Source organism: Pseudomonas sp. Leaf58, from assembly GCF_003627215.1.
Taxonomy (GTDB): domain Bacteria; phylum Pseudomonadota; class Gammaproteobacteria; order Pseudomonadales; family Pseudomonadaceae; genus Aquipseudomonas.
In genome coordinates this window covers 921,451-940,986 of sequence record NZ_CP032677.1, presented here as the reverse complement: position 1 = coordinate 940,986, position 19,536 = coordinate 921,451, and the positions used below count along the sequence as shown (strand labels likewise).

19 protein-coding genes and 1 pseudogene are annotated in these 19,536 nt (G+C 58.3%); 11 read left to right on the top strand and 9 right to left on the bottom strand.

The window, feature by feature from the left end; genetic code table 11:
* The first annotated feature begins 20 nt into the window (after nucleotides 1–20).
* Together DV532_RS04400 and DV532_RS04390 are read left to right on the top strand one after the other, a co-directional pair.
* Entirely contained in the window at nucleotides 21–1,340 is a 1,320-nt protein-coding gene (locus tag DV532_RS04400) for an integrase arm-type DNA-binding domain-containing protein (RefSeq protein ID WP_056795761.1), read from the top strand.
* A gap of 902 nt (nucleotides 1,341–2,242) precedes the next feature.
* Nucleotides 2,243–3,226, top strand: a complete 984-nt coding sequence (locus tag DV532_RS04390) for an integrase domain-containing protein (RefSeq protein ID WP_056796707.1) — start codon at nucleotides 2,243–2,245, stop codon at nucleotides 3,224–3,226.
* A 525-nt stretch (nucleotides 3,227–3,751) separates the two neighbouring features.
* On the opposite strand, the gene DV532_RS04375 is transcribed toward DV532_RS04390, so the two are convergent.
* Nucleotides 3,752–3,961: a hypothetical protein gene (locus tag DV532_RS04375; RefSeq protein ID WP_056795758.1), complete on the bottom strand. Its 210-nt coding sequence runs from the start codon at nucleotides 3,959–3,961 to the stop codon at nucleotides 3,752–3,754.
* 625 nt (nucleotides 3,962–4,586) lie between these two features.
* On the opposite strand from DV532_RS04375, the gene DV532_RS04365 reads away from it, so the two are divergent.
* Genes DV532_RS04365 through DV532_RS04355 form a run of 3 tightly spaced genes read left to right on the top strand, consistent with a single transcriptional unit; the run spans nucleotide 4,587 to nucleotide 7,938 of the window.
* Nucleotides 4,587–6,140, top strand: a complete 1,554-nt coding sequence (locus tag DV532_RS04365) for a recombinase family protein (RefSeq protein WP_082476747.1) — start codon at nucleotides 4,587–4,589, stop codon at nucleotides 6,138–6,140.
* Nucleotides 6,140–7,036, top strand: coding sequence for a ParB/RepB/Spo0J family partition protein (locus tag DV532_RS04360; RefSeq protein WP_056795751.1), 897 nt, complete (start codon nucleotides 6,140–6,142; stop codon nucleotides 7,034–7,036). The genes DV532_RS04365 and DV532_RS04360 overlap by 1 nt, the downstream gene beginning before the upstream one ends.
* Nucleotides 7,033–7,938, top strand: a complete 906-nt coding sequence (locus DV532_RS04355; RefSeq protein ID WP_056795748.1) for a plasmid partitioning protein RepB C-terminal domain-containing protein — start codon at nucleotides 7,033–7,035, stop codon at nucleotides 7,936–7,938. The genes DV532_RS04360 and DV532_RS04355 overlap by 4 nt, the downstream gene beginning before the upstream one ends.
* A 318-nt stretch (nucleotides 7,939–8,256) precedes the next feature.
* Here the strand turns inward: DV532_RS04355 and DV532_RS04350 are convergent, their stop codons facing one another.
* Nucleotides 8,257–9,162, bottom strand: coding sequence for a LysR family transcriptional regulator (locus tag DV532_RS04350; protein WP_056795745.1), 906 nt, complete (start codon nucleotides 9,160–9,162; stop codon nucleotides 8,257–8,259).
* Nucleotides 9,163–9,269: 107 nt separating this feature from the next.
* Between DV532_RS04350 and DV532_RS04345 the strand changes: the two genes are divergently transcribed.
* The 4 genes from DV532_RS04345 to DV532_RS04330 all read left to right on the top strand — a co-directional run bounded on the left by DV532_RS04345 (nucleotide 9,270) and on the right by DV532_RS04330 (nucleotide 12,389).
* Nucleotides 9,270–10,511 (top strand): D-amino acid dehydrogenase, encoded by a 1,242-nt coding sequence (locus DV532_RS04345; RefSeq protein ID WP_056795741.1) that lies wholly within the window; start codon nucleotides 9,270–9,272, stop codon nucleotides 10,509–10,511.
* Between the two features lie 27 nt (nucleotides 10,512–10,538).
* Nucleotides 10,539–10,889, top strand: a complete 351-nt coding sequence (locus DV532_RS04340) for a RidA family protein (RefSeq protein ID WP_056795738.1) — start codon at nucleotides 10,539–10,541, stop codon at nucleotides 10,887–10,889.
* A 27-nt stretch (nucleotides 10,890–10,916) separates the two neighbouring features.
* Entirely contained in the window at nucleotides 10,917–11,819 is a 903-nt protein-coding gene (locus DV532_RS04335) for a transporter substrate-binding domain-containing protein (RefSeq protein ID WP_056795735.1), read from the top strand.
* 90 nt (nucleotides 11,820–11,909) lie between these two features.
* A complete protein-coding gene (locus DV532_RS04330) occupies nucleotides 11,910–12,389 on the top strand; it encodes a GNAT family N-acetyltransferase (protein WP_056795732.1) in 480 nt (159 codons plus the stop codon).
* Here DV532_RS04330 and DV532_RS30825 read toward each other — a convergent pair.
* The 5 genes and pseudogenes from DV532_RS30825 to DV532_RS04305 all read right to left on the bottom strand — a co-directional run.
* Nucleotides 12,386–12,490 (bottom strand): annotated as a pseudogene (locus DV532_RS30825) (transcriptional regulator); the annotation flags it as partial. The gene DV532_RS04330 and the pseudogene DV532_RS30825 sit on opposite strands and share 4 nt — an antisense overlap.
* 26 nt (nucleotides 12,491–12,516) lie before the next feature.
* A complete protein-coding gene (phnE, locus tag DV532_RS04320; RefSeq protein WP_056795728.1) occupies nucleotides 12,517–13,284 on the bottom strand; it encodes a phosphonate ABC transporter, permease protein PhnE in 768 nt (255 codons plus the stop codon).
* A complete protein-coding gene (locus DV532_RS04315) occupies nucleotides 13,281–14,108 on the bottom strand; it encodes an ABC transporter permease (RefSeq protein ID WP_056795725.1) in 828 nt (275 codons plus the stop codon). Before DV532_RS04315 ends, phnE begins: the two co-directional genes overlap by 4 nt.
* Nucleotides 14,102–14,896 carry a phosphonate ABC transporter ATP-binding protein gene (locus DV532_RS04310; RefSeq protein WP_056795722.1) on the bottom strand — a complete coding sequence of 265 codons (795 nt, stop codon included), beginning with the start codon at nucleotides 14,894–14,896 and terminating at the stop codon, nucleotides 14,102–14,104. Before DV532_RS04310 ends, DV532_RS04315 begins: the two co-directional genes overlap by 7 nt.
* A 20-nt stretch (nucleotides 14,897–14,916) precedes the next feature.
* Nucleotides 14,917–15,771, bottom strand: a complete 855-nt coding sequence (locus DV532_RS04305; protein ID WP_056795720.1) for a putative selenate ABC transporter substrate-binding protein — start codon at nucleotides 15,769–15,771, stop codon at nucleotides 14,917–14,919.
* Nucleotides 15,772–15,896: 125 nt separating this feature from the next.
* Here DV532_RS04305 and selD point away from each other — a divergent pair, with 125 nt between their 5' ends.
* The gene (selD, locus tag DV532_RS04300; protein WP_056795718.1) at nucleotides 15,897–16,931 is read left to right on the top strand and encodes a selenide, water dikinase SelD; all 1,035 of its coding nucleotides are present in this window, start codon (nucleotides 15,897–15,899) and stop codon (nucleotides 16,929–16,931) included.
* Complete coding sequence (mnmH, locus tag DV532_RS04295; protein ID WP_056795716.1) at nucleotides 16,931–18,043, top strand: tRNA 2-selenouridine(34) synthase MnmH; 1,113 nt, start codon at nucleotides 16,931–16,933, stop codon at nucleotides 18,041–18,043. The genes selD and mnmH overlap by 1 nt, the downstream gene beginning before the upstream one ends.
* Nucleotides 18,044–18,301: 258 nt before the next feature.
* Here mnmH and DV532_RS04290 read toward each other — a convergent pair whose 3' ends face one another.
* Together DV532_RS04290 and DV532_RS04285 are read right to left on the bottom strand one after the other, a co-directional pair.
* Nucleotides 18,302–18,841, bottom strand: coding sequence for a hypothetical protein (locus DV532_RS04290; RefSeq protein WP_056796705.1), 540 nt, complete (start codon nucleotides 18,839–18,841; stop codon nucleotides 18,302–18,304).
* Nucleotides 18,842–18,928: 87 nt separating this feature from the next.
* A complete protein-coding gene (locus tag DV532_RS04285; protein WP_008093840.1) occupies nucleotides 18,929–19,492 on the bottom strand; it encodes a GNAT family N-acetyltransferase in 564 nt (187 codons plus the stop codon).
* Nucleotides 19,493–19,536: the final 44 nt, after the last annotated feature.

Below are 19,536 nucleotides of genomic sequence, written 5' to 3'. Positions count from 1 at the left end.
AGAATTGGAGGTGTACAGACATGCCGCTCACAGCCTTGCAGATCAAAGGTTCCAAGCCGACCGACAAGCAGTACATGCTTGGTGATAGTTCGGGTCTTGGCCTATTGGTTCACCCAAACGGAAGCAAGTATTGGCATTTTCGGTACACCTACCGTGGTCGAGCGATGAAAATGTCACTTGGTGTCTGGCCGGTAGTGTCGCTGCAGGAAGCTCGTGACAAGGCCGCAGAGTGCCGCCGACTCGTGAAAAGCGACATCAACCCAGGCGCTAAGGCTCGGGCAGATAAACGTGAGAAACGAGAAACCGGACTCAACACATTCAAACGTGCAGCCGAATATTGGTATCAGTTCAAAGCCGACTCTGGCCGCGCTCAGGCGACGCTGAAGAAGATTCGTGACTACCTAGACAAGGACCTCATTCCAGCATTGGGTTCGAAGCAATTGGAAGAAATCACGCGGGCTGACTGCGCACGATTACAGGCAAGCATCGAAAAGCGTGGCGCGTTCAATGTCGCCGACAAAGCACGGACTTGGCTCAAGCAGATTTTCAGTCAGGCAATTGCTCGCGGATTGTGCGAACACAATCCAGCGTCAGAGCTCCACACGATCGCCCTCGCTCCTCCTCCCACTCTGCACTATCCTCACCTGCACGAAAACGAGCTCCCAGAATTTCTCCAAGCACTAAGTAGAACCACTAGCCGCTTACCCGCGCGGGTAGCTGCTTGGATGGCAATACTGACTGCTGCTCGCCCCGGTATGGTTCGCTACGCGACTTGGGAAGACATCGATTTTGAGGAGGGAACGTGGACAGTTCCCGCAGAGCGTATGAAGATGCGCCGAGATTACGTCACTCCCCTACCCCATCAGCTCGTTGCGAAGTTGGTTGAGCTTCACCGACTAACCGGGCGCAGTCGCTACCTGTTTCCGGGCAATGGCAACAAACGTGCTGTGCTGTGTGAAAACACTATAAATCTAGTCTTCGTGAAAATTGGCTATCAGGGCCGGCTAGTCAGCCACGGAGTTCGTCACACAGCGAGCACGCTCCTCCGGGAGCATGGCTGGCTGAAGGATCACGTTGAGAGCCAGCTTGCCCATGTCGAGGGCGGTATAGCTGGCGAATACAACCAAGCCCTTTACATGACACAGAGGCGAATCATGATGCAGTGGTACGCTGATTACCTTGATGCACTCCGTGAAGGAATGACCCTGGATCTGCGAGACCAGCTTGACGCGAGGGTAAACCAATTCCTATCGCACAAGGCGACAGCACTCTTGGAGATTAACGCCATCAGTTTTGGTCCCAATGGAATGGAAGGACAACGCGGCTCACTTCAGCGATAGTTCTGCCGCAAGATTTGCACCGACTTTGCTTTGTTCGCGGGTCCATCCAAACAGGGCTGCGAAGCCGCCCTGTTTGGATGGACCTTACCTAAAAAGATCAAAGGCACCACATCTGGCACTGGGAGCCATGGGATTCCGTACCCGCCCATTATCATTTCAACCGCGAAGCCATGCGGGACACATCGCTTGACCCTCTCGCATTGCGGGCGTAGAAAAGACAGTGCAAAGGCTGTCGTTGACAGCACCCCAGGTGACCCGAGCCTTCAAGGTCACGCCGCTCCTGCGGTGGCTCTTCCCCCCAAATGGCGATTCGCGTCCGGCAGCTCGCCCGGTCACCTCCCCGGTGATGGATGCTCTTACACATATAGCGCTCGTGCGCCAGATACTCCGTACCTCGCTGCCCTGCAGCAACCTATCCGCTTGGCCGAATCCTGCGCCAACCTGCGCCCGTCTCTTTCTCCTGTGGAAAGAGACGGGCGCTTCTAGCACTGCTGCAGCCCTCATCGCATTTGGCTTTGCGGCAACTTACCTCGTGACAATCGGCGTGACAAACGCCGATGTCACCAGCAACAGCCATGCAGATGATGGTGCCGCAGACCAAGGAATGGACTGCATCTGACTGACAGTCAGGCACGCCCCGGTCATCGCATTGCTGCTTGCACCTGGCTCAAGATCTCGCGGCGCTGGTCTCGTCAGCCAATGCAGCCTCCACCCGCCCACCGGTAACGGTGCTCAGGAGGCCAGATCATGAGATGCCCTTGCTCTTGGTCGTAAGGAGCCGCCGGTCCCGCGTTAGAGGACATCCCCACAGGTCGCAGGGGCCTTGATCCCTGATAACACTCAGCACTCTTGGCGGGATGACGTGGGGCGAGGATTGGAGAAGCGGCGATGAGGTGATCGACATGGCATTGGTAGGTAAACGCGATGGCCGCAATTTCGGTTACGGCAGGCAATTGAGTTACGCAGGGCCGCAGGCGCTGAAAGACATGTTTGGTGGTGGCCACTACGGCACGGTCAAGGCGCACTGTGATCGGTGGCAGGCATTCGTCAAATGGTGCCGCTCCGAACAGGGGCCCGGTATCAATGATGCGCGGCAGATTGATCGGAAGGTGTTGGCCGAATATGCCGCGTATCTGCACGACCTGGTTGGCCGCGGTGACCTCGCCGTCAGCACCGCACAAAACCGGCTATCTAGCGTTAACAGGACCATGGCAGCGCTTCGCGGTGATCAGTACGTGAAATTGCCCAACCCGAGCAAGGCGTTGGGCATGCAGCGCACCGGGGTCCGTCATTCGGTGCCGCAGGGCCAAGACCGTGAACAGGTTAAGCAGATCGTCAATGCACTTTGCAGCCAACATCATCAACGCGCCGCCGCGCTTGTTCTGTTGGCGCGAGCCACCGGCATGCGCTTGCGTGAGGCCATCTTGGCTGACCTGCCACGGCTTAGCCGTGAGGCTGATGATCTAGGAAGGCTTAACATTCAGGATGGCACCAAAGGCGGTCGCGCCGGTGCCTCGGCGCCGCGTTGGATTCCGGTAGACGGCCATGTTCGAGATGCACTTGAGTTTGCACGCCAGATTTCGCCTGCGGGTAGCCGCAACCTGATTGCGCCAAACGAAAGCTACCTGGATGTATTGCAGAAAATCTTCCGCCCTGCTCGCTGTATCCTCCAGGCGTACAACCTAAAAGGTCTTCACGAATTACGAGCTGCTTATGCTTGCGAGCGCTACGTAAAAATCACAGGACAGTCTGCCCCCGTCAACGGTGGGTCGCTCTCAATGACGAATCGCCAACTGGATCACCTAGCGCGCAAACAAATTAGCCTTGAGCTAGGGCATGGACGAATCGATGTTGTAGCGGCCTACATAGGAGGCGTACGTGGCTAAGTCATTTGACATGTCAGTCTTCCTTGCAGGCGTTCTACGCGGCGCTCAGGTAACGCGCAATAGGCATATCAGGCAGGCAATAGCTATCCAAGCAGCGATTTACGATCGATGGGGGAAAGAAAATCCGTGGAATTGGAAGCGGAAGCATATCGTGTGGATCTGGGCTCATCACTTAACGCGTCACTCAGCGTCCACCCGCTATTACTACCTACTAACGATACGCTTGATTGAGCAACGGATGGAGAGGACTTGGCTGACTTGACATAGAAAGCGATGTGAAGCCCCCGCTCCTCTACGGCCCGCTCAATGCACAGGACCACCACGTAACCCAAAAGCTCGAAGCTGATAGTCTGTGACAGACTGGAACATTGACTCTGCGACCTGCCTCAATCGCTCCACCTCCACGGCAGGTGCTCCGGCATCCTTCGCTTCCTGCCAGCGACGCATGGCTTCTACAGCATGATTGTACGCAGGATGATCTGGGTACAGGATTACAGGCGTATTGGGCATTTACCATCATGCTCCTTAGTGGATCGATTCCGACAGACCGCCAGCTTTAAAAAGTTGGTAGTCCACGACTGTCTGAAAAAGCGAATCTGCCATAAGACGCAGTCTGTCAATTTCATCCTCAGGAGCTCCACGCTCGACGGCTCTGCGGTGAGCTCTGATTGCTCCTAGCGCCTGCTGCAAAAGCGGTTCGCCAGCTAACGCCATGCCTTCCACGGTTCGTTTCATGCCCTGCACCTACCTTAATCATCAAGATCCTAAAGTGCACAGCAGGAACTTCCAACTATCAAAGGCGATATCAAGCCTCGGAGCAAGGCCGCTAGGCGTCTTGGGATAGCTACCTGTAACTGCTCGACGTACCTCCCACCTACCATCTCAACCCTCGTGACTTGATGGGTGCGAGCTAGGGCCAAGGCATGCATCAATCAGCTCAGCAGTGTCAAGCAAGCGCTGCCTCAAGGCAGGTAGCAGGACTCCAGCAACCATGGATTTCCTTTGCGCCAACTCAAGCACGGTATGAAGGACCGTATCAGAGTGCCTCATGATCTCTATCAAATGCAGACCGCTAGGGCCATTGGTACCAGCCAGCCAATTTTTTGCAGTTCTCTCACTCGCACTAGTCCAGTTTCGCAGCGTTTTTATAGCACGATGCGATGCTCCAAGCTCATCCAAAAGCGCGGATGCTAAAGCGTGAGCATAGACATCTGTGCTAAGAGGAAATGAAATGCCCATTTTCGCGATCATTTTTCCACCTCCACTTCCTAAATTTATTATTTGATGATTACAGAAAGGCATACCGCAAGCCTGCCATTTCTGTACCGGTGTGGCAGAAAACCACCAGATAGGTCCGCCAATGCGACAGGTCAAATCGTTTAGCGCAGAAGCTAATAATAAGGCGGCAGCTTATGTCCGGATGTCGACGGAGCACCAGCAATATTCTACAGAAAACCAATTGGATACCATCAAAATCTATGCGCAGACACATAACCTTAACATTGTAAAAATTTACACGGACTCTGGGAAAAGTGGACTCAGTCTAGAAGGGCGCGAAGCGCTTCAGCACCTGCTATCGGACGTAGAATTTAAACATAATGATTTTTCGACTGTTCTCGTTTATGACGTAAGCCGCTGGGGGCGTTTTCAAGACCCTGATGTCAGTGCAAGCTATGAAGTACGCTGCCGGCAGGCGGGAGTGCGAGTAGAATACTGCGCGGAACAATTTGTCAATGATGGCTCTCCTGTATCCAGCATAATCAAAAGCGTTAAGCGAATGATGGCTGGAGAATACAGCCGGGAGCTTTCTGTAAAAGTATTTGCCGGACAGTCTCGTTTAATTCAACTAGGTTACCGGCAAGGCGGCGCTGCAGGATATGGCTTGCGCCGCCAATTGATAGATCAAACAGGAAAACCCAAAGCAACCCTAAGCTACAAAGAATACAAAAGCCTTCAAACTGATAGGGTAGTTCTCACTCCCGGCCCGATCCCTGAGCAAGAAGTCATTTTAGAAATATACAACTCATTCATAAAAAAAGCGCTAACCGAAAAAGAGATCGCCGACAAACTAAACAAACGCGGCATGCTCACCGACTTAAATAGGCCATGGACACGTGGAGTAGTTCATCAAATACTAGTCAACGAAAAATACATAGGGAACAATGTATGGAACCATACATCAGCAAAGCTTAAGATGCCGCGCACGGCAAACCCTACGAATGAATGGATCCGGGCAGACGCCGCATTCCCAGCGATAGTTGATCACTCCCTATTCATTGCTGCCCAAGCTATCATCCAAGCTCGCGCACGGTTTTGGTCCAATGAGGAAATGCTCTCAAGCTTGAAGGACTTATTTCAACAAAGGGGCTGCCTATCAGGTCTTATTATAGATGAACAGGAAGATCTGCCCTCAAGCAGCTGTTATAGAAAACGTTTCGGAAGCCTTATTGATAGTTACCGATTAATCGGATACGAACCCGCAAGAGATTATGGATACATAGAGGCCAATCGACATCTACGCGAACGATTCCCCGCAATCCTTTCTGATACCCTACAAAAAATTGAGGCTGTAGGTGGTCGAATTTCCGTAGATCCTAATACACAACTGATACTGGTGAACGAGGAGTTTACTGTTTCCGTTGTGCTCTGTCGCTGCCTACAAGTAGCTACCGGGCGCCGACGCTGGCAGGTGCGCTTTGATTTTAGTCTCTTCCCGGACATTACCGTTGCTGTCCGCATGCTACCCGGCGAAACAGAAATTCTAGATTACTACCTTTTCCCAATGATTGATTTAGTCGCCCCTAATCTTAGACTTGGCGACACTAATCCTCGCGAGTTGGAACTCTATCGTTTTGAAAATTTGGAAATCTTGTCCACGCTAAGCAAACGATTCAGCTTGTTGAGCGCGGCATAATGAACGCCCCTCAAGAGACGCCATTGACGCTGCACGTCGCCCGAGCCTCAGCGATTGAAAAAATTCCCGTTGAGTCAATAAGGGTTATCAACCCACGACAACGAAACAAGAAAGTTTTTGCAAGACTGGTAGAAAATATTGCGAACTTGGGCTTAAAAAGACCAATAACTGTAGTTCGAACCGACTCAGGCTATGATCTTGTGTGCGGCCAGGGGCGATTCGAGGCTTTCAAAGTGCTCGGAGAACTAAACATACCTTGCGTCATCATAACAGCCAGCGAGGCCGACAGGTACTTGATCAGTCTAGTTGAGAATTTAGCTAGAAGAAAGCATTCAAATCGCGACCTCTTGGCAGCAATAAGCTCACTACATGACCGAGGTTATTCCACCAAGCAAATCGCTCAAAAAACCTGTCTAGACCCTCACTACATCGGCGGAATTCTCATCCTATTACGACAGGGAGAAGAACGGCTAATTAGCGCCGTGGAAAAAGGCTGGTTACCAATTAAGATTGCTATAACAGTTGCACGCTCTGATGACACTGTAATTCAGGCCGCAATGCTTGAGGCATACGAAAATGGTCTCTTAAAGGGCGAGCAGCTAATGAAAGTTCGTCGCTTGATTGACAATCGACGCGCCACCGGAAAATGTTTCAACCATCAGAAAAGACCCGAAAAAATAACTACTTCACGCCAACTCTTAAATGCTTATCAGTCGGAGGTTCGCAGGCAAAGGCTTATGGTAAAAAAAGCTGACATCGGCGAGCAACGCCTGCTGTTCGTAGTCACTGCATTGAGAAAGCTCCTCTCAGACGAATATTTCTGCTCTTTATTGAAAAGTGAAGGGATTGAAGACATGCCACAAGTCTTAGCCGTACGAGTTAAGGGGGAAGCATGAGCGAGGTAAAAAATGCGTTCGATAGCAGATTAATAACCATTTCCTTATCGCAGCTACTACCTTCTAGAATAGTTCAACCAAACGCTCTCGGCACTCCCAAATACCTCTCAATTCTGGCATCAATTCGAGAACTTGGGGTTATTGAGCCGCTCGCCGTTCACCATGAGCCAGTTAGGTCAGCCGAGCAACCACCAAAATACTTAATTCTTGATGGCCACCTGCGGCTATCTGCATTAAAACAGCTTGGAGCAGAACACGCACTCTGCTTACTTTCAACAGACGACGAAGGATTCACGTACAACAGGCAGATAAATAGACTGACACCAATCCAAGAAAGCAAGATGATCATCCAAGCAATCGACAGAGGTGTGTCAGCCGAAAGAATTGCCGAGGTCCTCAATGTAAACATTGATCGTATCAGAGTGCGTCAAAACCTTTTAAAGGGCATAGCACCCGAGGTCATAGATCTACTGAAAACGCGAATGGTTGGGCAACCAGTGTTCCAAATATTGCGAAAAATGAAGCCGATGCGCCAAATTGAGGTTGCAGAGATGATGATTTCGGCGAATTGCTATACGGGCCGTTATGCACAAATGGTGTTAACTGCTACTAGGCCTGAGGATTTAACGGATTCTAAAAACTCAACTGAAGGAGTATCCGCCGAAAATATTATAAAAATGGAAAGAGAAATGGAGAGGCTGTATCACGACTACCGACTGGTTGAAGATACATTGGGCGAAACCATGCTAGTTCTGGTTGTAGCCAAAGGTTACTTATCGAGACTCCTTCGCAACGAAGCAATATCTGCTTACTTACAGCGTTTCGAACCTGATTTAGAGCGTGAGCTAGTAGGTATAATGGATGCTGTAACGGCTGACGCTAGAAACTTGGAACGTGAGTAATCAGAGCAAAAACTGAAAAACTCTAATCACTTATAACAAACTGCTATTTCATTCTGACTAATCGAATATAAGGTATGCCAACTATGGATCCGTTTGTCGGATGATCTACCATCCAGCGCCAAGAAAAAGCATTAAACGCCACAAAAATCAAAAAGCATGCCAAATATTAAATTATCCGTACACATTCTTATATACTTCAAAAATAGCTCAATTAATTCAACGAGATAACTTAAACTACGAGTTCCCATCGGGGCACCAAAATCCAGAAAAAACCGACCTTATGGTCGGTTTTTTTGTGCCTGCGTTTTCAGTTTCCAATCAGCGCCAACGATCCAGTTGCCCCTGCGCACGGCTGCTGAAGAGGGTCAGCAGTTCGCTCAGGGTATGCGGTGGCGGTTCGGCATTGCGGGTCACCGCGTACAAGGTGATCGCCAGCGCCGGGGCCAGCGGACGAATCGCGGTCGCCCCAGGCGCCGCGCCAAGCGCGGTGAAGGGGTCGATCACCGCCAGCCCCGCACCGGATTCCACCATCGCTCTGGCCAGTGAATAGGTTTGCACCGCGATGCGCACCCGCGGCGGCGGCTCTACTGCCTTGAGGTAGCTGTCGAGGCGGACCGACAGCGGGTCGGCGCTGGACAGCCCGATCAAGGGCGCATCGGCCAGGGCCATCAACGGCAGCGGCTTACCTTCATCCTCCAACGGCCAATAACCCGCCGGAGCCAACGCCACCAACACCCCGCTGGCCAGTGCCTGGGCCTTGAGCGCGGGGTGATCGGGCTGTTGCAGGGTCAAGGCAACATCGATCTCACGCATCAGCAAGTTCTGCACCAGTTCGCGACTGTGAGCGCTGGACAGCTCGCAGGCGATGTCTGGATAACGCTGGGTCCACTCATGAATGGCCGGCGGCAGCAACGACAGAGCCAGTGCCGGGGTCGCTCCGATCCGCAGACTGTGGCCTGGCTCACGGCGCAGGCTTTGCGCCAGGCGTCGCACCCCTTGCAGGCTCTCCGTGACCTTGTCGACCTCACGCTCCAGCTCCAGCGCTTCAGGCGTGGGCTGCAGTTTGCCACGCACCCGCAGAAACAACGGGAAGCCCAGTTGCTGCTCGGCATGTTGCAGCACCTTGGTCACGGCAGGCTGGGAAACGTGCAGCAACTGCGCGGCAGCACTGACCGAGCCGGTCTGGCGAATGGCCTGAAAAATCTCGATATGGCGAAGGCGCATGGCAAACCTATAACCTTTGTTTATGGCTTAGCGATCTTTATTCATTTTTCGCCACCTGTCACCAGGCCCTAACCTCGAGCTCGTTCCAACAACGCTTAAGGACTGACATGGCTCAGCATGTATGCATCATCGGCGGTGGCGTGATTGGCCTGGCAACGGCTTACGCGCTGGTGCGCGATGGGCTTGACGTGACGCTCGTCGAGGCGCGCGATTCACTGGGCAGTGAAACCAGCTTCGCCAACGGCGGCCAGTTGTCCTATCGCTACGTGGCGCCCCTGGCCGATGCTGGCGTGCCATTGCAGGCCATTGGCTGGATGCTGCGCGGTGACTCACCGCTGAGGCTGCGGCCGCGATTCGATCCGGCACAGTGGCGATGGATGGCATCATTCCTCGGGGCTTGCCGCACCTCAGTCAACCGCACCAACGCAGGCCATTTGTTGCGCCTCGCGCTGTTGAGCCAGTCCACCTTGCAAACCTGGCGTGAAGAGGATGGCCTGGACGGTTTCCACTGGCGGCGCAACGGCAAGCTGGTCACCTTTCGCCAGGCCAGCAGCTTCGAACATGCGCGCAAGAGCCTTGCCGCCCCCCAGCAACAACAGGTGCTGTCGCACGCTGACTGCGCCCGCCTGGACCCGGCGCTGGCGGAGGCGCCCTTCGTCGGCGCCATCTATACCCCGGATGAAGAAGTCGGTGACTGCCACGGCTTTTGCCAGCAACTGGCGGCGCGTTTGCAGGCATCGGGACGTTGCCAGTTCCGCCTGGGCCAGGGCGTGACCGGAATTCGTCATGCGCATGGCGTGGCGAGTGCTATTGAACTGGGCGACGAAGTGCTGCCGGTGGAGCAATTGGTCATTGCCGCCGGCCATCGCAGCCCGTTGCTGGCGCTGCCCGGGGTCGACCTGCCGCTGTATCCGCTAAAGGGTTATAGCCTGACAGTACCGATCGGCGCCCAGCACCGGGCGCCGGACCTGAGCATCACCGACTATGACCGCAAGATCGTCTACGCCCGGATCGGTGAGCAGTTGCGGGTGGCGGCGATGGTCGACATCGTCGGTTTCGATCCATCGCTGGCCCCCAAGCGCCTGGCCCTGCTCAAACGCCAGGCGCGCGAGACTTTCGCCCAGGCCGGTGACTACGACCAGGCCATCGAATGGGCCGGCATGCGTCCGGCGACCCCCAGCGGCGTGCCGCTGCTGGGCGCAACGGCGTATCGCAATGTGTGGCTGAACCTTGGCCATGGTGCGCTGGGTTTCACCCTGGCCTGCGCCAGCGCATGCGTGCTGAGCGAATTGATCGGCCAGCGTCGCCCCTCCATCGACCTACAGGGCTTTACGCCCCGTGCAGCCTGACCCCTCCCCCCCTGAAAGGATCACCCGATGACCATTGAGCGCATTCAGCCCAACCCCCGCTTGTCCGCTGCCGTGACCTTTGGCGAGCTGGTGTTCGTCTCCGGCCAGGTGCCGGGTGACGCCACCGATGCCGCCAGCCAGACGGTGCAGGTACTGGAAAAAATCGATGTATTGCTGGCCGAAGCGGGCAGCGACAAAGACCACTTGCTCAGCGCGACCATCTACCTGAAGGACATCGACAACGATTTCGCAGCGATGAACGACGTCTGGTCTGCCTGGTTGTCGCCCGGCCAGGCACCCAGTCGCACCACCTTGCAGGCCGCACTGGCGCGCCCGCAAGTGTTGGTGGAAATATCCGTGATCGCGGCACGTCGCTGACCCAGTTACCCACAACGGAGAACAACAATGCAAAAAATCACGTTGATCGGCTGCACCCTTGCCCTTTTGCTAGGTACTCAGGCCCATGCTGACGAAGCAGCGCTTGGGCCTACCTTGAGCAAGATTGCCAAAAACAACAGCATCACCCTGGGCTATCGCGATGCTTCAGTGCCGTTCTCCTACGTGGGCGATCACTCAGGCCAACCCATGGGCTACTCGGTAGACCTGGCGAGCAAGGTCGTCGAGCGGGTCCAGCAGAAGCTGGCGTTACCCCAGCTCAAGGTGAAGTACAACCTGGTGACATCGCAAACCCGCATTCCGCTGGTGCAGAACGGTACCGTTGACCTCGAGTGCGGCTCGACCGGCGTCACCGCCGAACGGCAGAAGCAGGTGGCGTTTTCCTATGGGTTCATCTATGTCAAAGGTCAGTTGCTGACGGCCAAAGACAGCGGGATCAAGCGCTTTGCCGACCTGCGCGGCAAGAATGTGGTCACCACCGCTGGCACCACCAACGAACGCTATCTGAAAAGCTACAACGTCGATCACAAGATGGACATGTCCGTGATCAGTGCCAAGGACCACGGTGAAGCCTTCCAGATGTTGCAATCCGGTCGGGCGGCGGCGTTCTACATGGACGATGCGCTGCTCTACGGCGAACGCGCCAAGGCCCGCGACCCGCACAACTGGGTGGTGGTGGGGGAAGAGCAGTCGCGGGAAATCTATAGTTGCATGGTGCGCAAGGATGACCCGCAGTTCCTCGCGCTGGTGAACGCGTCGCTGGGCGAGCTGTACAGTTCGGGCGAAATCAACACCATCTACCAGCGCTGGTTCGAACAGCCGATTCCGCCTAAAGGCTTGAACCTTGAATTCCCGATGACCAGCGAACTCAAGGCCATCATTGCCAAGCCGATGAGTGATCCGGTGCAGTAGTTGATCACGGCGTCCATCCCGGTAAAGATCACGGGTCGGCAGTGACCTGCAAGCGTCACTGCCAAACGTGCCAGTACATAAGGATTTGCCATGCACCTGACCCTCCGCCCGGTACAGCCCGACGACATCCCGGCGATCTGCAGCTTCCCGCAGAGCCCGGACGAGCTGTTCTACATGTTCCCCAAAGCCACCTCCCCTCTAAACCCCGCCCAGCTAAGCGATGCCATCGCCCAGCGCAGCGGCTCCTCGGTAGTCGAAAGCAACGGCTCGGTGTTGGCCTTCGCCAACTTCTACAAAACCGAACACGGTGGCGTGTGCGCCCTGGGCAATGTCGTCGTGGCCCCAGCCGCCCGCGGCCAGGGCGTGGCCCGCTACCTGGTAACCGCCATGATCGACCTCGCCCGCCAGCAATACGCTGCCCGGGAGGTTTGGGTGTCATGCTTCAACCACAACACCGCAGGCTTGCTGCTTTATCCACAGCTGGGCTTTGTGCCGTTCGGCATCGAGGAACGGCAGGCGTGGGATGGCACGCGGGTGGCATTGGTACAGATGAAGCAGGTGCTCAGCTAACGGGGCACGGCATGAGGCTGATCGAGAAGGTCGACGCCCAAGGCACGAATGACTTGCAAAACAGTGTCAATTCGAGGCTTTTCGCCCAGACTCAGCGCCTTGGGAGGCGCAATGTGCCGAGGTTGTGTCAGGCCCGCACATAGCGCTGGCGCAACACATCACTCAACGCATCCACCAGCAACACCAGCACCAGCATGCCGATGATCACCGTGCTGGCCTGGGCCTCCTGGAACAGGCTCAAGGTGGTGTACAGCATCTGCCCCAACCCGCCCGCCCCGACAAAGCCCAGCACACTGGCCATGCGGATGTTGTTCTCCCAACGGTACAAGCTATAGGCCAGTAACTGCGGCCAGAGGTTAGGCAAGGTGCCAAAGCAGAACGCCGCCACTTGGCTACCACCCTGCAAACGGATCGCCGCCGCTGGCTCCACTGGCGCATTCTCCAGGGCCTCGGCAAACAGCCGCCCCAGCACGCCAGCGGTGTGCAGCGCCAACGCCAGGGTACCGGCATTCGGCCCAAGCCCAGCCGCCAGCACCGTCAGCGCTGCCCATACCAGCTCTGGAATGGCGCGCAGGGCATTGAGCAGCAACCGCGCTGCGCCCTGTAACGGCCAACCGAAGCGACCGGCCGCCGGCAGTGCCAACAACATCCCCAGGACCATCGCCAACAACGTACCCAGGCCAGACATAGCCAGGGTCTCCAGCGCCCCATGCCACACCGCCTTCAGGTGCCCGGCAGACAGGTCCGGGTGCAGGAAGCGCCCGGCGTACTCGCCCATCTGCCCCAACCCACCGTTGCTGACCACGGCTTGCAGGTCTAGCTCCAGGTAGGCGAACGAAGCCAGCACTGCCGCCACGATGGCGCCCAGCAGCAACAAGTTGATTGCCCGGTTCATGCCAGCCTCCAGCGCAACAAGCGGCTGAGCAGGTCGGCCAGGATCACCAGCAGCAGGAATGTCAGCAGCATGCTTGCCACTTCTGCACCGGCAAACATCCGCATCGACAGGTCGATCTGCTGCCCCAGCCCGCCAGCACCGACAAAGCCCATCACCACCGAAGCCCGCACCGCACACTCCCAGCGGTACACGGTGTAGGACACCACTTCGGGTGCAGCATTCGGCAAAATGCCGTAGAGAAATGCCGCCAGTCGGCCACTGCCAGCCTGCAACAAGGCATGGGCCGGGCGCTGGTCGACCGACTCGAAAATTTCGGCGTAGACCTTGCCCAGCATGCCGCTGTAGGTGATGGCGATGGCCAGCACGCCCGCCGTCGGCCCCAGCCCCACGGCGCGCACGAACAACAGTGCCCAAACAATCTCCGGCACGCTACGCAGGAAAATCAGCAACCCGCGTACCGGCAGGCGCAACAACCGTGACCACAACCCGGGCCGCCCGCCACGCGAGGCAGCACGCAGCGACAAGGCTCGGCTGGCCAACAGGCTGGTAGGGACCGCCAGCAACAACGCCAGCGCCATGCCGGCAGTGGCCACGGCCAGGGTCTGCAAGGTGGCTTCGTACAACAGCGAAAGAAAATCGGCAGCGTGTGCCGGCGGCCAGAACGCGCGGGTGAAACTGGCAATCTGCTGCCGGTTTTCCGCCTGCAGCAGCACCCAGGGGTTCAGCTCGCTCAACCGAATACCCGGCCACAGTACGGCCACGGCCAGCAAGGCCAGCAGCAACCGCGGCAACAAGGCCGGGTCGCGGGCATCACGCTTCAGCATCGCGGTATCTGCACAGTCAGGGTCGGGCCCTGGCTTGGCGGCGAGGGCAGTTGTTCATTGGCGTACAGCGCATCCAGCAATTGCTCGGTCACCGCTTGCGCCGGGCAGTCGAACGCCACCTGCCCTTCGCGGATACCGATTACCCGCGGGAAGTGCGCCAATGCCATCTCCACGGCATGCAAACTCGCCACCAGGGTCACGCCATTGGCCTGGGCGTGGCGGTTGAGCAAGGCCAGGCTATGGTCGGCCAGCACCGGGTCCATGGCCGACACCGGCTCGTCGGTCAACAGCAGCTGCGGCCGCTGGTACAACGCGCGGGCAATGCCCACCCGCTGCAGCTGGCCACCAGACAATTGAGCACACTGCACGAACAACTTGTCAGCCAGGCCGAGCTCGGCCAACACCTGCCGGGCCCCCGGCACATCGCTGGGGTACAGCAAGTTGAGCAAGCCTCGCAGCACGCCCCACTGCCCCAGGCGGCCGGCCAGCACTGCCGTGACTACCCGCTGGCGTGGCGGCAAGGGCGGTGCTTGGTGCACCAGGCCCACGCGCGCGCGTAGGCGCTGGCGTGCACTGGCCGACAACGCCCACGGCTGCTCGCCGAGCAGCTCCAGGCGCCCGCTGCTAGGTTGGATGGCGGTGGCCATCAGGTGCAGCAAGCTGGACTTGCCCGCCCCCGAAGGCCCGATGATAGCCACGCGCTCGCCCTGGCCGATGCGCAGGGAAACCGCGTCAAGCGCACGCACCTGGCCATGCCGCAGCCCCGCCCCGTGCAGCTGGATAGCCACGCTGGAAGCTACTGTAGACGTCACTTGAGCAGGCCGGCCTCGCGTGCCGCCTGCTCGGTGCCCGCGTAGTTTTCAGGCTTGGTCTCGATGAAGCGGCTGGCGGCCTGCAGGTCGAGGATCGCCTTGTGCTCCGGGTTGGCCGGGTCGAGGTCGAGGAAGGCCTTTTTGATCTTGTCTTTCAGCGCCGGGGCCATGTTGCCGCGCACGGTCCAGTTGTAGTCGTAGTAGGTCGGGGTGGTGGCGAACACTTTGACCTTGCTGGTGTCGACCTTGCCGGCATCCACCAGCTTCTGCCAGACACTGGCGTTGAGCACGCCGCCATCGACCTTGCCGGCCTGCACCCAGGCTACGGTAGCGTCATGGGCACCCGAGTAGGCAACGCGGCTGAAGTAGTCTTCAGGCTTGATGTTGTCCTGTTTGAGCATGAAGTAACGCGGCATCAGGCTGCCCGAAGTTGACGAGATGGAACCGAAGGCAAACGACTTGCCCTTGAGGTCGGCCAGGCTCTTCACGTCGGGGTTGGCAGTGATGAACTTAGAGGTGAATTGCGCATCCTGCTCACGCTGTACCAGCGGCGTGGCGGTCGGGTCCTTGAGGTGCACCTGAACGAACGTGAAACCACCCAGCCAGGCCAGGTCCAGGCGGTCGGAGGCCAACGATTCGACCACTGCCGGGTAGTCGGCTACCGGCACGAACTTCACGTCCATGCCCAGCTGCTTGGCCAGGTACTCACCCAACGGCTTGAACTTGCGCTGCAGTTCGGTTGGCGCTTCGTCAGGGATGGCACTGACCCGCAGGGTGTCAGCGGCCTGGGCGACAACGGCACAGCAAGACAGCACGAGGCCGGCGGCGAGCGCCAAGGGGCGTTTGAGCATGGGTGTTCTCCGGTTCAATAGCGGGGAAAGGCCGGCTATGCGCCGACAACGGGAATTATAAGAGGCGCAGGCGCAAAGGCCAGCTTTGCTACAATCGCGCAACAAATTGACCTGCCGAGGTACACATGAGCGCGCCGATTCGCCTGACCCAGTACAGCCATGGTGCCGGCTGTGGCTGCAAGATCTCCCCCAAGGTGTTGGATGTCATCCTCGCCGAAAGCGGCGCCCAGGCCCTGGACCCGAAGCTGTGGGTTGGCAACGCCTCGCGCGACGATGCTGCCGTTTACGCGCTGGACGACGAGCGCGGCGTGGTCTCGACCACCGACTTTTTCATGCCAATCGTCGATGACCCGTACGACTTCGGCCGCATCGCCGCCACCAACGCCATCAGTGACATATACGCCATGGGCGGCGACCCGCTGATGGCCATTGCCATCCTCGGCTGGCCGGTCAACGTGCTGCCGCCGGAAGTAGCCCGCGAAGTGATCCGGGGTGGCCGTGCAGTGTGCGCCGAAGCCGGCATCCCGCTGGCCGGCGGCCACTCCATCGACGCCCCCGAACCCATCTTCGGCCTGGCCGTCACCGGCGTGGTCAGCAAGCGCCACCTCAAGCGCAACGACACAGCCACTGCAGGCTGCCGCCTGTACCTGACCAAGCCGCTGGGCATTGGCATCCTCACCACCGCCGAGAAAAAGGCCAAGCTGCGCGCCCAGGACCAAGGCCTGGCCCGCGACTGGATGTGTACCCTCAACACCCCCGGCAGCCGCTTCGGCAAGCTCGATGGGGTCAAGGCCATGACGGATGTCACCGGTTTCGGCCTGCTCGGCCACCTGGTGGAGCTGGCCGAAGGCAGTGGCCTCACCGCGCACCTGGACTACACCGCCGTACCGCGCCTGCCCAGCGTCGACCACTACCTGGCCGAGGGCTGCATACCCGGCGGCACCCTGCGCAACTTCGACAGCTACGGCCACAAGATCGGCGCCCTCAGCGACGATCAGAAGCACCTGCTGTGCGACCCGCAGACCAGCGGTGGCCTGCTGGTGGCGGTTACCCCGGAGGGTGAAGCCGAGTTCCTGGCGATGGCCAGCGAGCTGGGCCTGCAACTGTCGCCAATCGGCCAACTGGTCGAGCGACAGCGCCACGCGGTCGAGGTGGTCTGATGCGCCCCGACTGCACCGACTTCCGCCAGCTGTTTCTCGACGACGTGCCGATGATGGACATGCGCGCCCCGGTCGAATTTGCCAAAGGTGCCTTCCCCGGCGTGGTCAACTTGCCGCTGATGAACGACCAGGAGCGGCAAAAAGTCGGCACCTGCTACAAGCAACAGGGCCAGGCTGCGGCCATCGCCCTGGGCCACCAACTGGTCAGCGGCACCACCAAGCAGGTACGCCTGGAGGCCTGGGCAGCGTTCGCCCAGGCTCACCCTGAGGGCTACCTGTACTGCTTCCGTGGCGGCCTGCGCTCGCAGATCGTGCAAGGCTGGCTGCGCGATGAGGCGGGCATCCAGTACTCACGCGTCAAAGGCGGCTACAAGGCCATGCGTACCTTCTTGCTGGAAACCACCCAGCAGGCAGTGGCGCAATGCGATTTCGTGCTGGTCGGCGGCTTGACCGGCACCGGCAAGACCGAGGTGCTGCACCAGCTGGGTAATGTGCTTGACCTCGAAGGCCACGCCAACCATCGCGGCTCCAGCTTTGGCAAGCGCGCCACTGCGCAGCCGGCGCAGATCGACTTTGAAAACCAGCTGGCCATCGACGTTCTGAAAAAGCGCGACCGGGGCATCGAGCAGTTCGTGCTGGAGGATGAAGGCCGCATCGTAGGCAGTTGCACGGTGCCGCTTGAGCTGTACCAGGGCATGCAGCAGTACCCGCTGGTGTGGCTGGAAGACAGCTTCGCCAACCGTGTTGAGCGCATCCTGCGCGACTATGTGATCAACCTCAGCGCCGAGTTCGTCAGCGTGCATGGCGAAGAACACGGCCGCCAGCTGTTTGCCGAGCGCATGCTGCAGAGCATGGCCAATATCTACAAGCGTTTAGGGGGCGAGCGCTACCAGCGCTTGTCCGAGATCCTCCGCGAAGCCCTGGAAGAGCAGCAGCGCAGTGGCGCGGTAGACCTGCACCGGGGCTGGATCGAAGGCTTGCTGAACGAGTACTACGACCCGATGTACGCCTACCAACGCGATGCGAAGGCAGAGCGTATCGAATTTGCTGGGGATGCAGTGGAAGTGCGCGAATACCTCAAGGCCCGAGCACTGCGCGAACCGCGCAAGTAGAAACGGCGCCGCTCCGCGGCCCCATCGCCGGCAAGCCTGCTCCCACCTCGACCGCATGGGCCTCAAGCCTTGCGCACTCCTGTAGGAGCGGGTTTACCCGCGAAGAGGCCGGAACAGGCAACCTCAATGCCCCAGGCTGAGCACCCGCTCCAGCTCCGCTGCGCGGTCACGGCTCATGTCCATCACACAGGAGCCAACCTCCAGCTGCGCCATGGCCCCGCCAGGTAATGCTTGATCATGCCGAACCTCCTGTGGGCATCAAAGCGTCTGCGGCTGCTCTGGCGGCATCAATACCTTGCCAGGCTCGAAGCGCAATGTTGGCATCTGCGTCGCCGCATAGAACGCCACACCCAACGCCGCGATCAACACCACATCGAGCCACGTCCAGCCAGGCATGTCACTGGCGCTGCGTGCCTTCCAGCAATGCCAGGCCTGGCCCGCACAGAACACCAGCATCGCTGTCAGCCACAGGTAAAAGCCAGCACCGAAGCCGGTCAGGTCATGGAACTCGTAGCTCTGGTTGTCTGGCAAACGGTCAATTCCGAAGCTGCTCGCTGCCAGGTACAGCGCAACCAACCCTGCCAGCAGTGCCAACCGGCGAAAACGCCGATGGGCAAGAACCGCCAGCGCCAGCAGCGGGTTGGCAAACCATTGGTACAAGCCGAAGGGCACACCCCACGGCCCATACAACAACATCTGCAAAGCCGGCATGTAGCGCTCGCCGCTCATCAGCGCGCCATCGAAAAACAGTGCGAGCAAATACAGCAGCAGGCTGACGCTCAGGTAGAAAACGGGCAAGGGGGGCACCTGGGGGAAACGGAACAGGCTGTGACCATAACCCAGGCCCTGCCCCGCTTCCAAACCTGCACTGTACCGATAACCCGGTCAGGCAACCGGCGGTTCCAGCAGCAAACCGTAAATACCCGAGTCCGATAGCTCGCCGGCTACGCACCAACGTGCCCGCAACGTGCCTTCGAGCACGAAGCCTTGGCGCTCCAGGGTGCGTGCCGAGCCTTGGTTACGGGGGTCGATCTCACCTTCCAGGCGGCGCATGTGCAGGGTGTGCGCCAGGTAGTCGATGAAGCAGGTCAAAGCTTCGTCCATGTAGCCCCTGCCTTGCACCGCACTTGCCAGGCAGTAGCCGATCTCGCCACGGCGGGAGACATCGTCGATGTTGAACAGCTGAACCATGCCGATCAGTTCGCCGTTGTCACGTCGGTACATGCCGAGCTTGAGCTGGTCGCCATTGGCATAGGCTTCGCGGTCGGCGGCCAGGGCGCTTTCGGCTTCGGCCAGGTTTTGCCAGGGGGCATGGTGCCAATAACGCATGACCTCGGGGTCGGCCATGATCGCCAGCCACTGCGCAGCATCGGCATGGCGCATAGGGCGCAATTGCAGGCGCGGGCTGTCGAGGCAGAGGTCACTGGGGAAACTGCGGGGTGGGGTCACGCCGGATCTCCTGTCCATTGCTGGGGAGATGACAGTTTAACGTC

What these genes read in the sequence shown, in the direction of transcription:
- selD (WP_056795718.1), top strand. Translation starts at nt 15,897, where the DNA reads ATGAGCGCGCCGATTCGCCTGACCCAGTACAGCCATGGTGCCGGCTGT.
- DV532_RS04340 (WP_056795738.1), top strand. Translation starts at nt 10,539, where the DNA reads ATGACCATTGAGCGCATTCAGCCCAACCCCCGCTTGTCCGCTGCCGTG.
- DV532_RS04390 (WP_056796707.1), top strand. Translation starts at nt 2,243, where the DNA reads ATGGCATTGGTAGGTAAACGCGATGGCCGCAATTTCGGTTACGGCAGG.
- DV532_RS04360 (WP_056795751.1), top strand. Translation starts at nt 6,140, where the DNA reads ATGAACGCCCCTCAAGAGACGCCATTGACGCTGCACGTCGCCCGAGCC.
- DV532_RS04330 (WP_056795732.1), top strand. Translation starts at nt 11,910, where the DNA reads ATGCACCTGACCCTCCGCCCGGTACAGCCCGACGACATCCCGGCGATC.
- DV532_RS04375 (WP_056795758.1), bottom strand. Translation starts at nt 3,961, where the DNA reads ATGAAACGAACCGTGGAAGGCATGGCGTTAGCTGGCGAACCGCTTTTG.
- mnmH (WP_056795716.1), top strand. Translation starts at nt 16,931, where the DNA reads ATGCGCCCCGACTGCACCGACTTCCGCCAGCTGTTTCTCGACGACGTG.
- DV532_RS04335 (WP_056795735.1), top strand. Translation starts at nt 10,917, where the DNA reads ATGCAAAAAATCACGTTGATCGGCTGCACCCTTGCCCTTTTGCTAGGT.
- DV532_RS04305 (WP_056795720.1), bottom strand. Translation starts at nt 15,771, where the DNA reads ATGCTCAAACGCCCCTTGGCGCTCGCCGCCGGCCTCGTGCTGTCTTGC.
- DV532_RS04345 (WP_056795741.1), top strand. Translation starts at nt 9,270, where the DNA reads ATGGCTCAGCATGTATGCATCATCGGCGGTGGCGTGATTGGCCTGGCA.
- DV532_RS04355 (WP_056795748.1), top strand. Translation starts at nt 7,033, where the DNA reads ATGAGCGAGGTAAAAAATGCGTTCGATAGCAGATTAATAACCATTTCC.
- DV532_RS04350 (WP_056795745.1), bottom strand. Translation starts at nt 9,162, where the DNA reads ATGCGCCTTCGCCATATCGAGATTTTTCAGGCCATTCGCCAGACCGGC.
- phnE (WP_056795728.1), bottom strand. Translation starts at nt 13,284, where the DNA reads ATGAACCGGGCAATCAACTTGTTGCTGCTGGGCGCCATCGTGGCGGCA.
- DV532_RS04315 (WP_056795725.1), bottom strand. Translation starts at nt 14,108, where the DNA reads ATGCTGAAGCGTGATGCCCGCGACCCGGCCTTGTTGCCGCGGTTGCTG.
- DV532_RS04400 (WP_056795761.1), top strand. Translation starts at nt 21, where the DNA reads ATGCCGCTCACAGCCTTGCAGATCAAAGGTTCCAAGCCGACCGACAAG.
- DV532_RS04365 (WP_082476747.1), top strand. Translation starts at nt 4,587, where the DNA reads ATGCGACAGGTCAAATCGTTTAGCGCAGAAGCTAATAATAAGGCGGCA.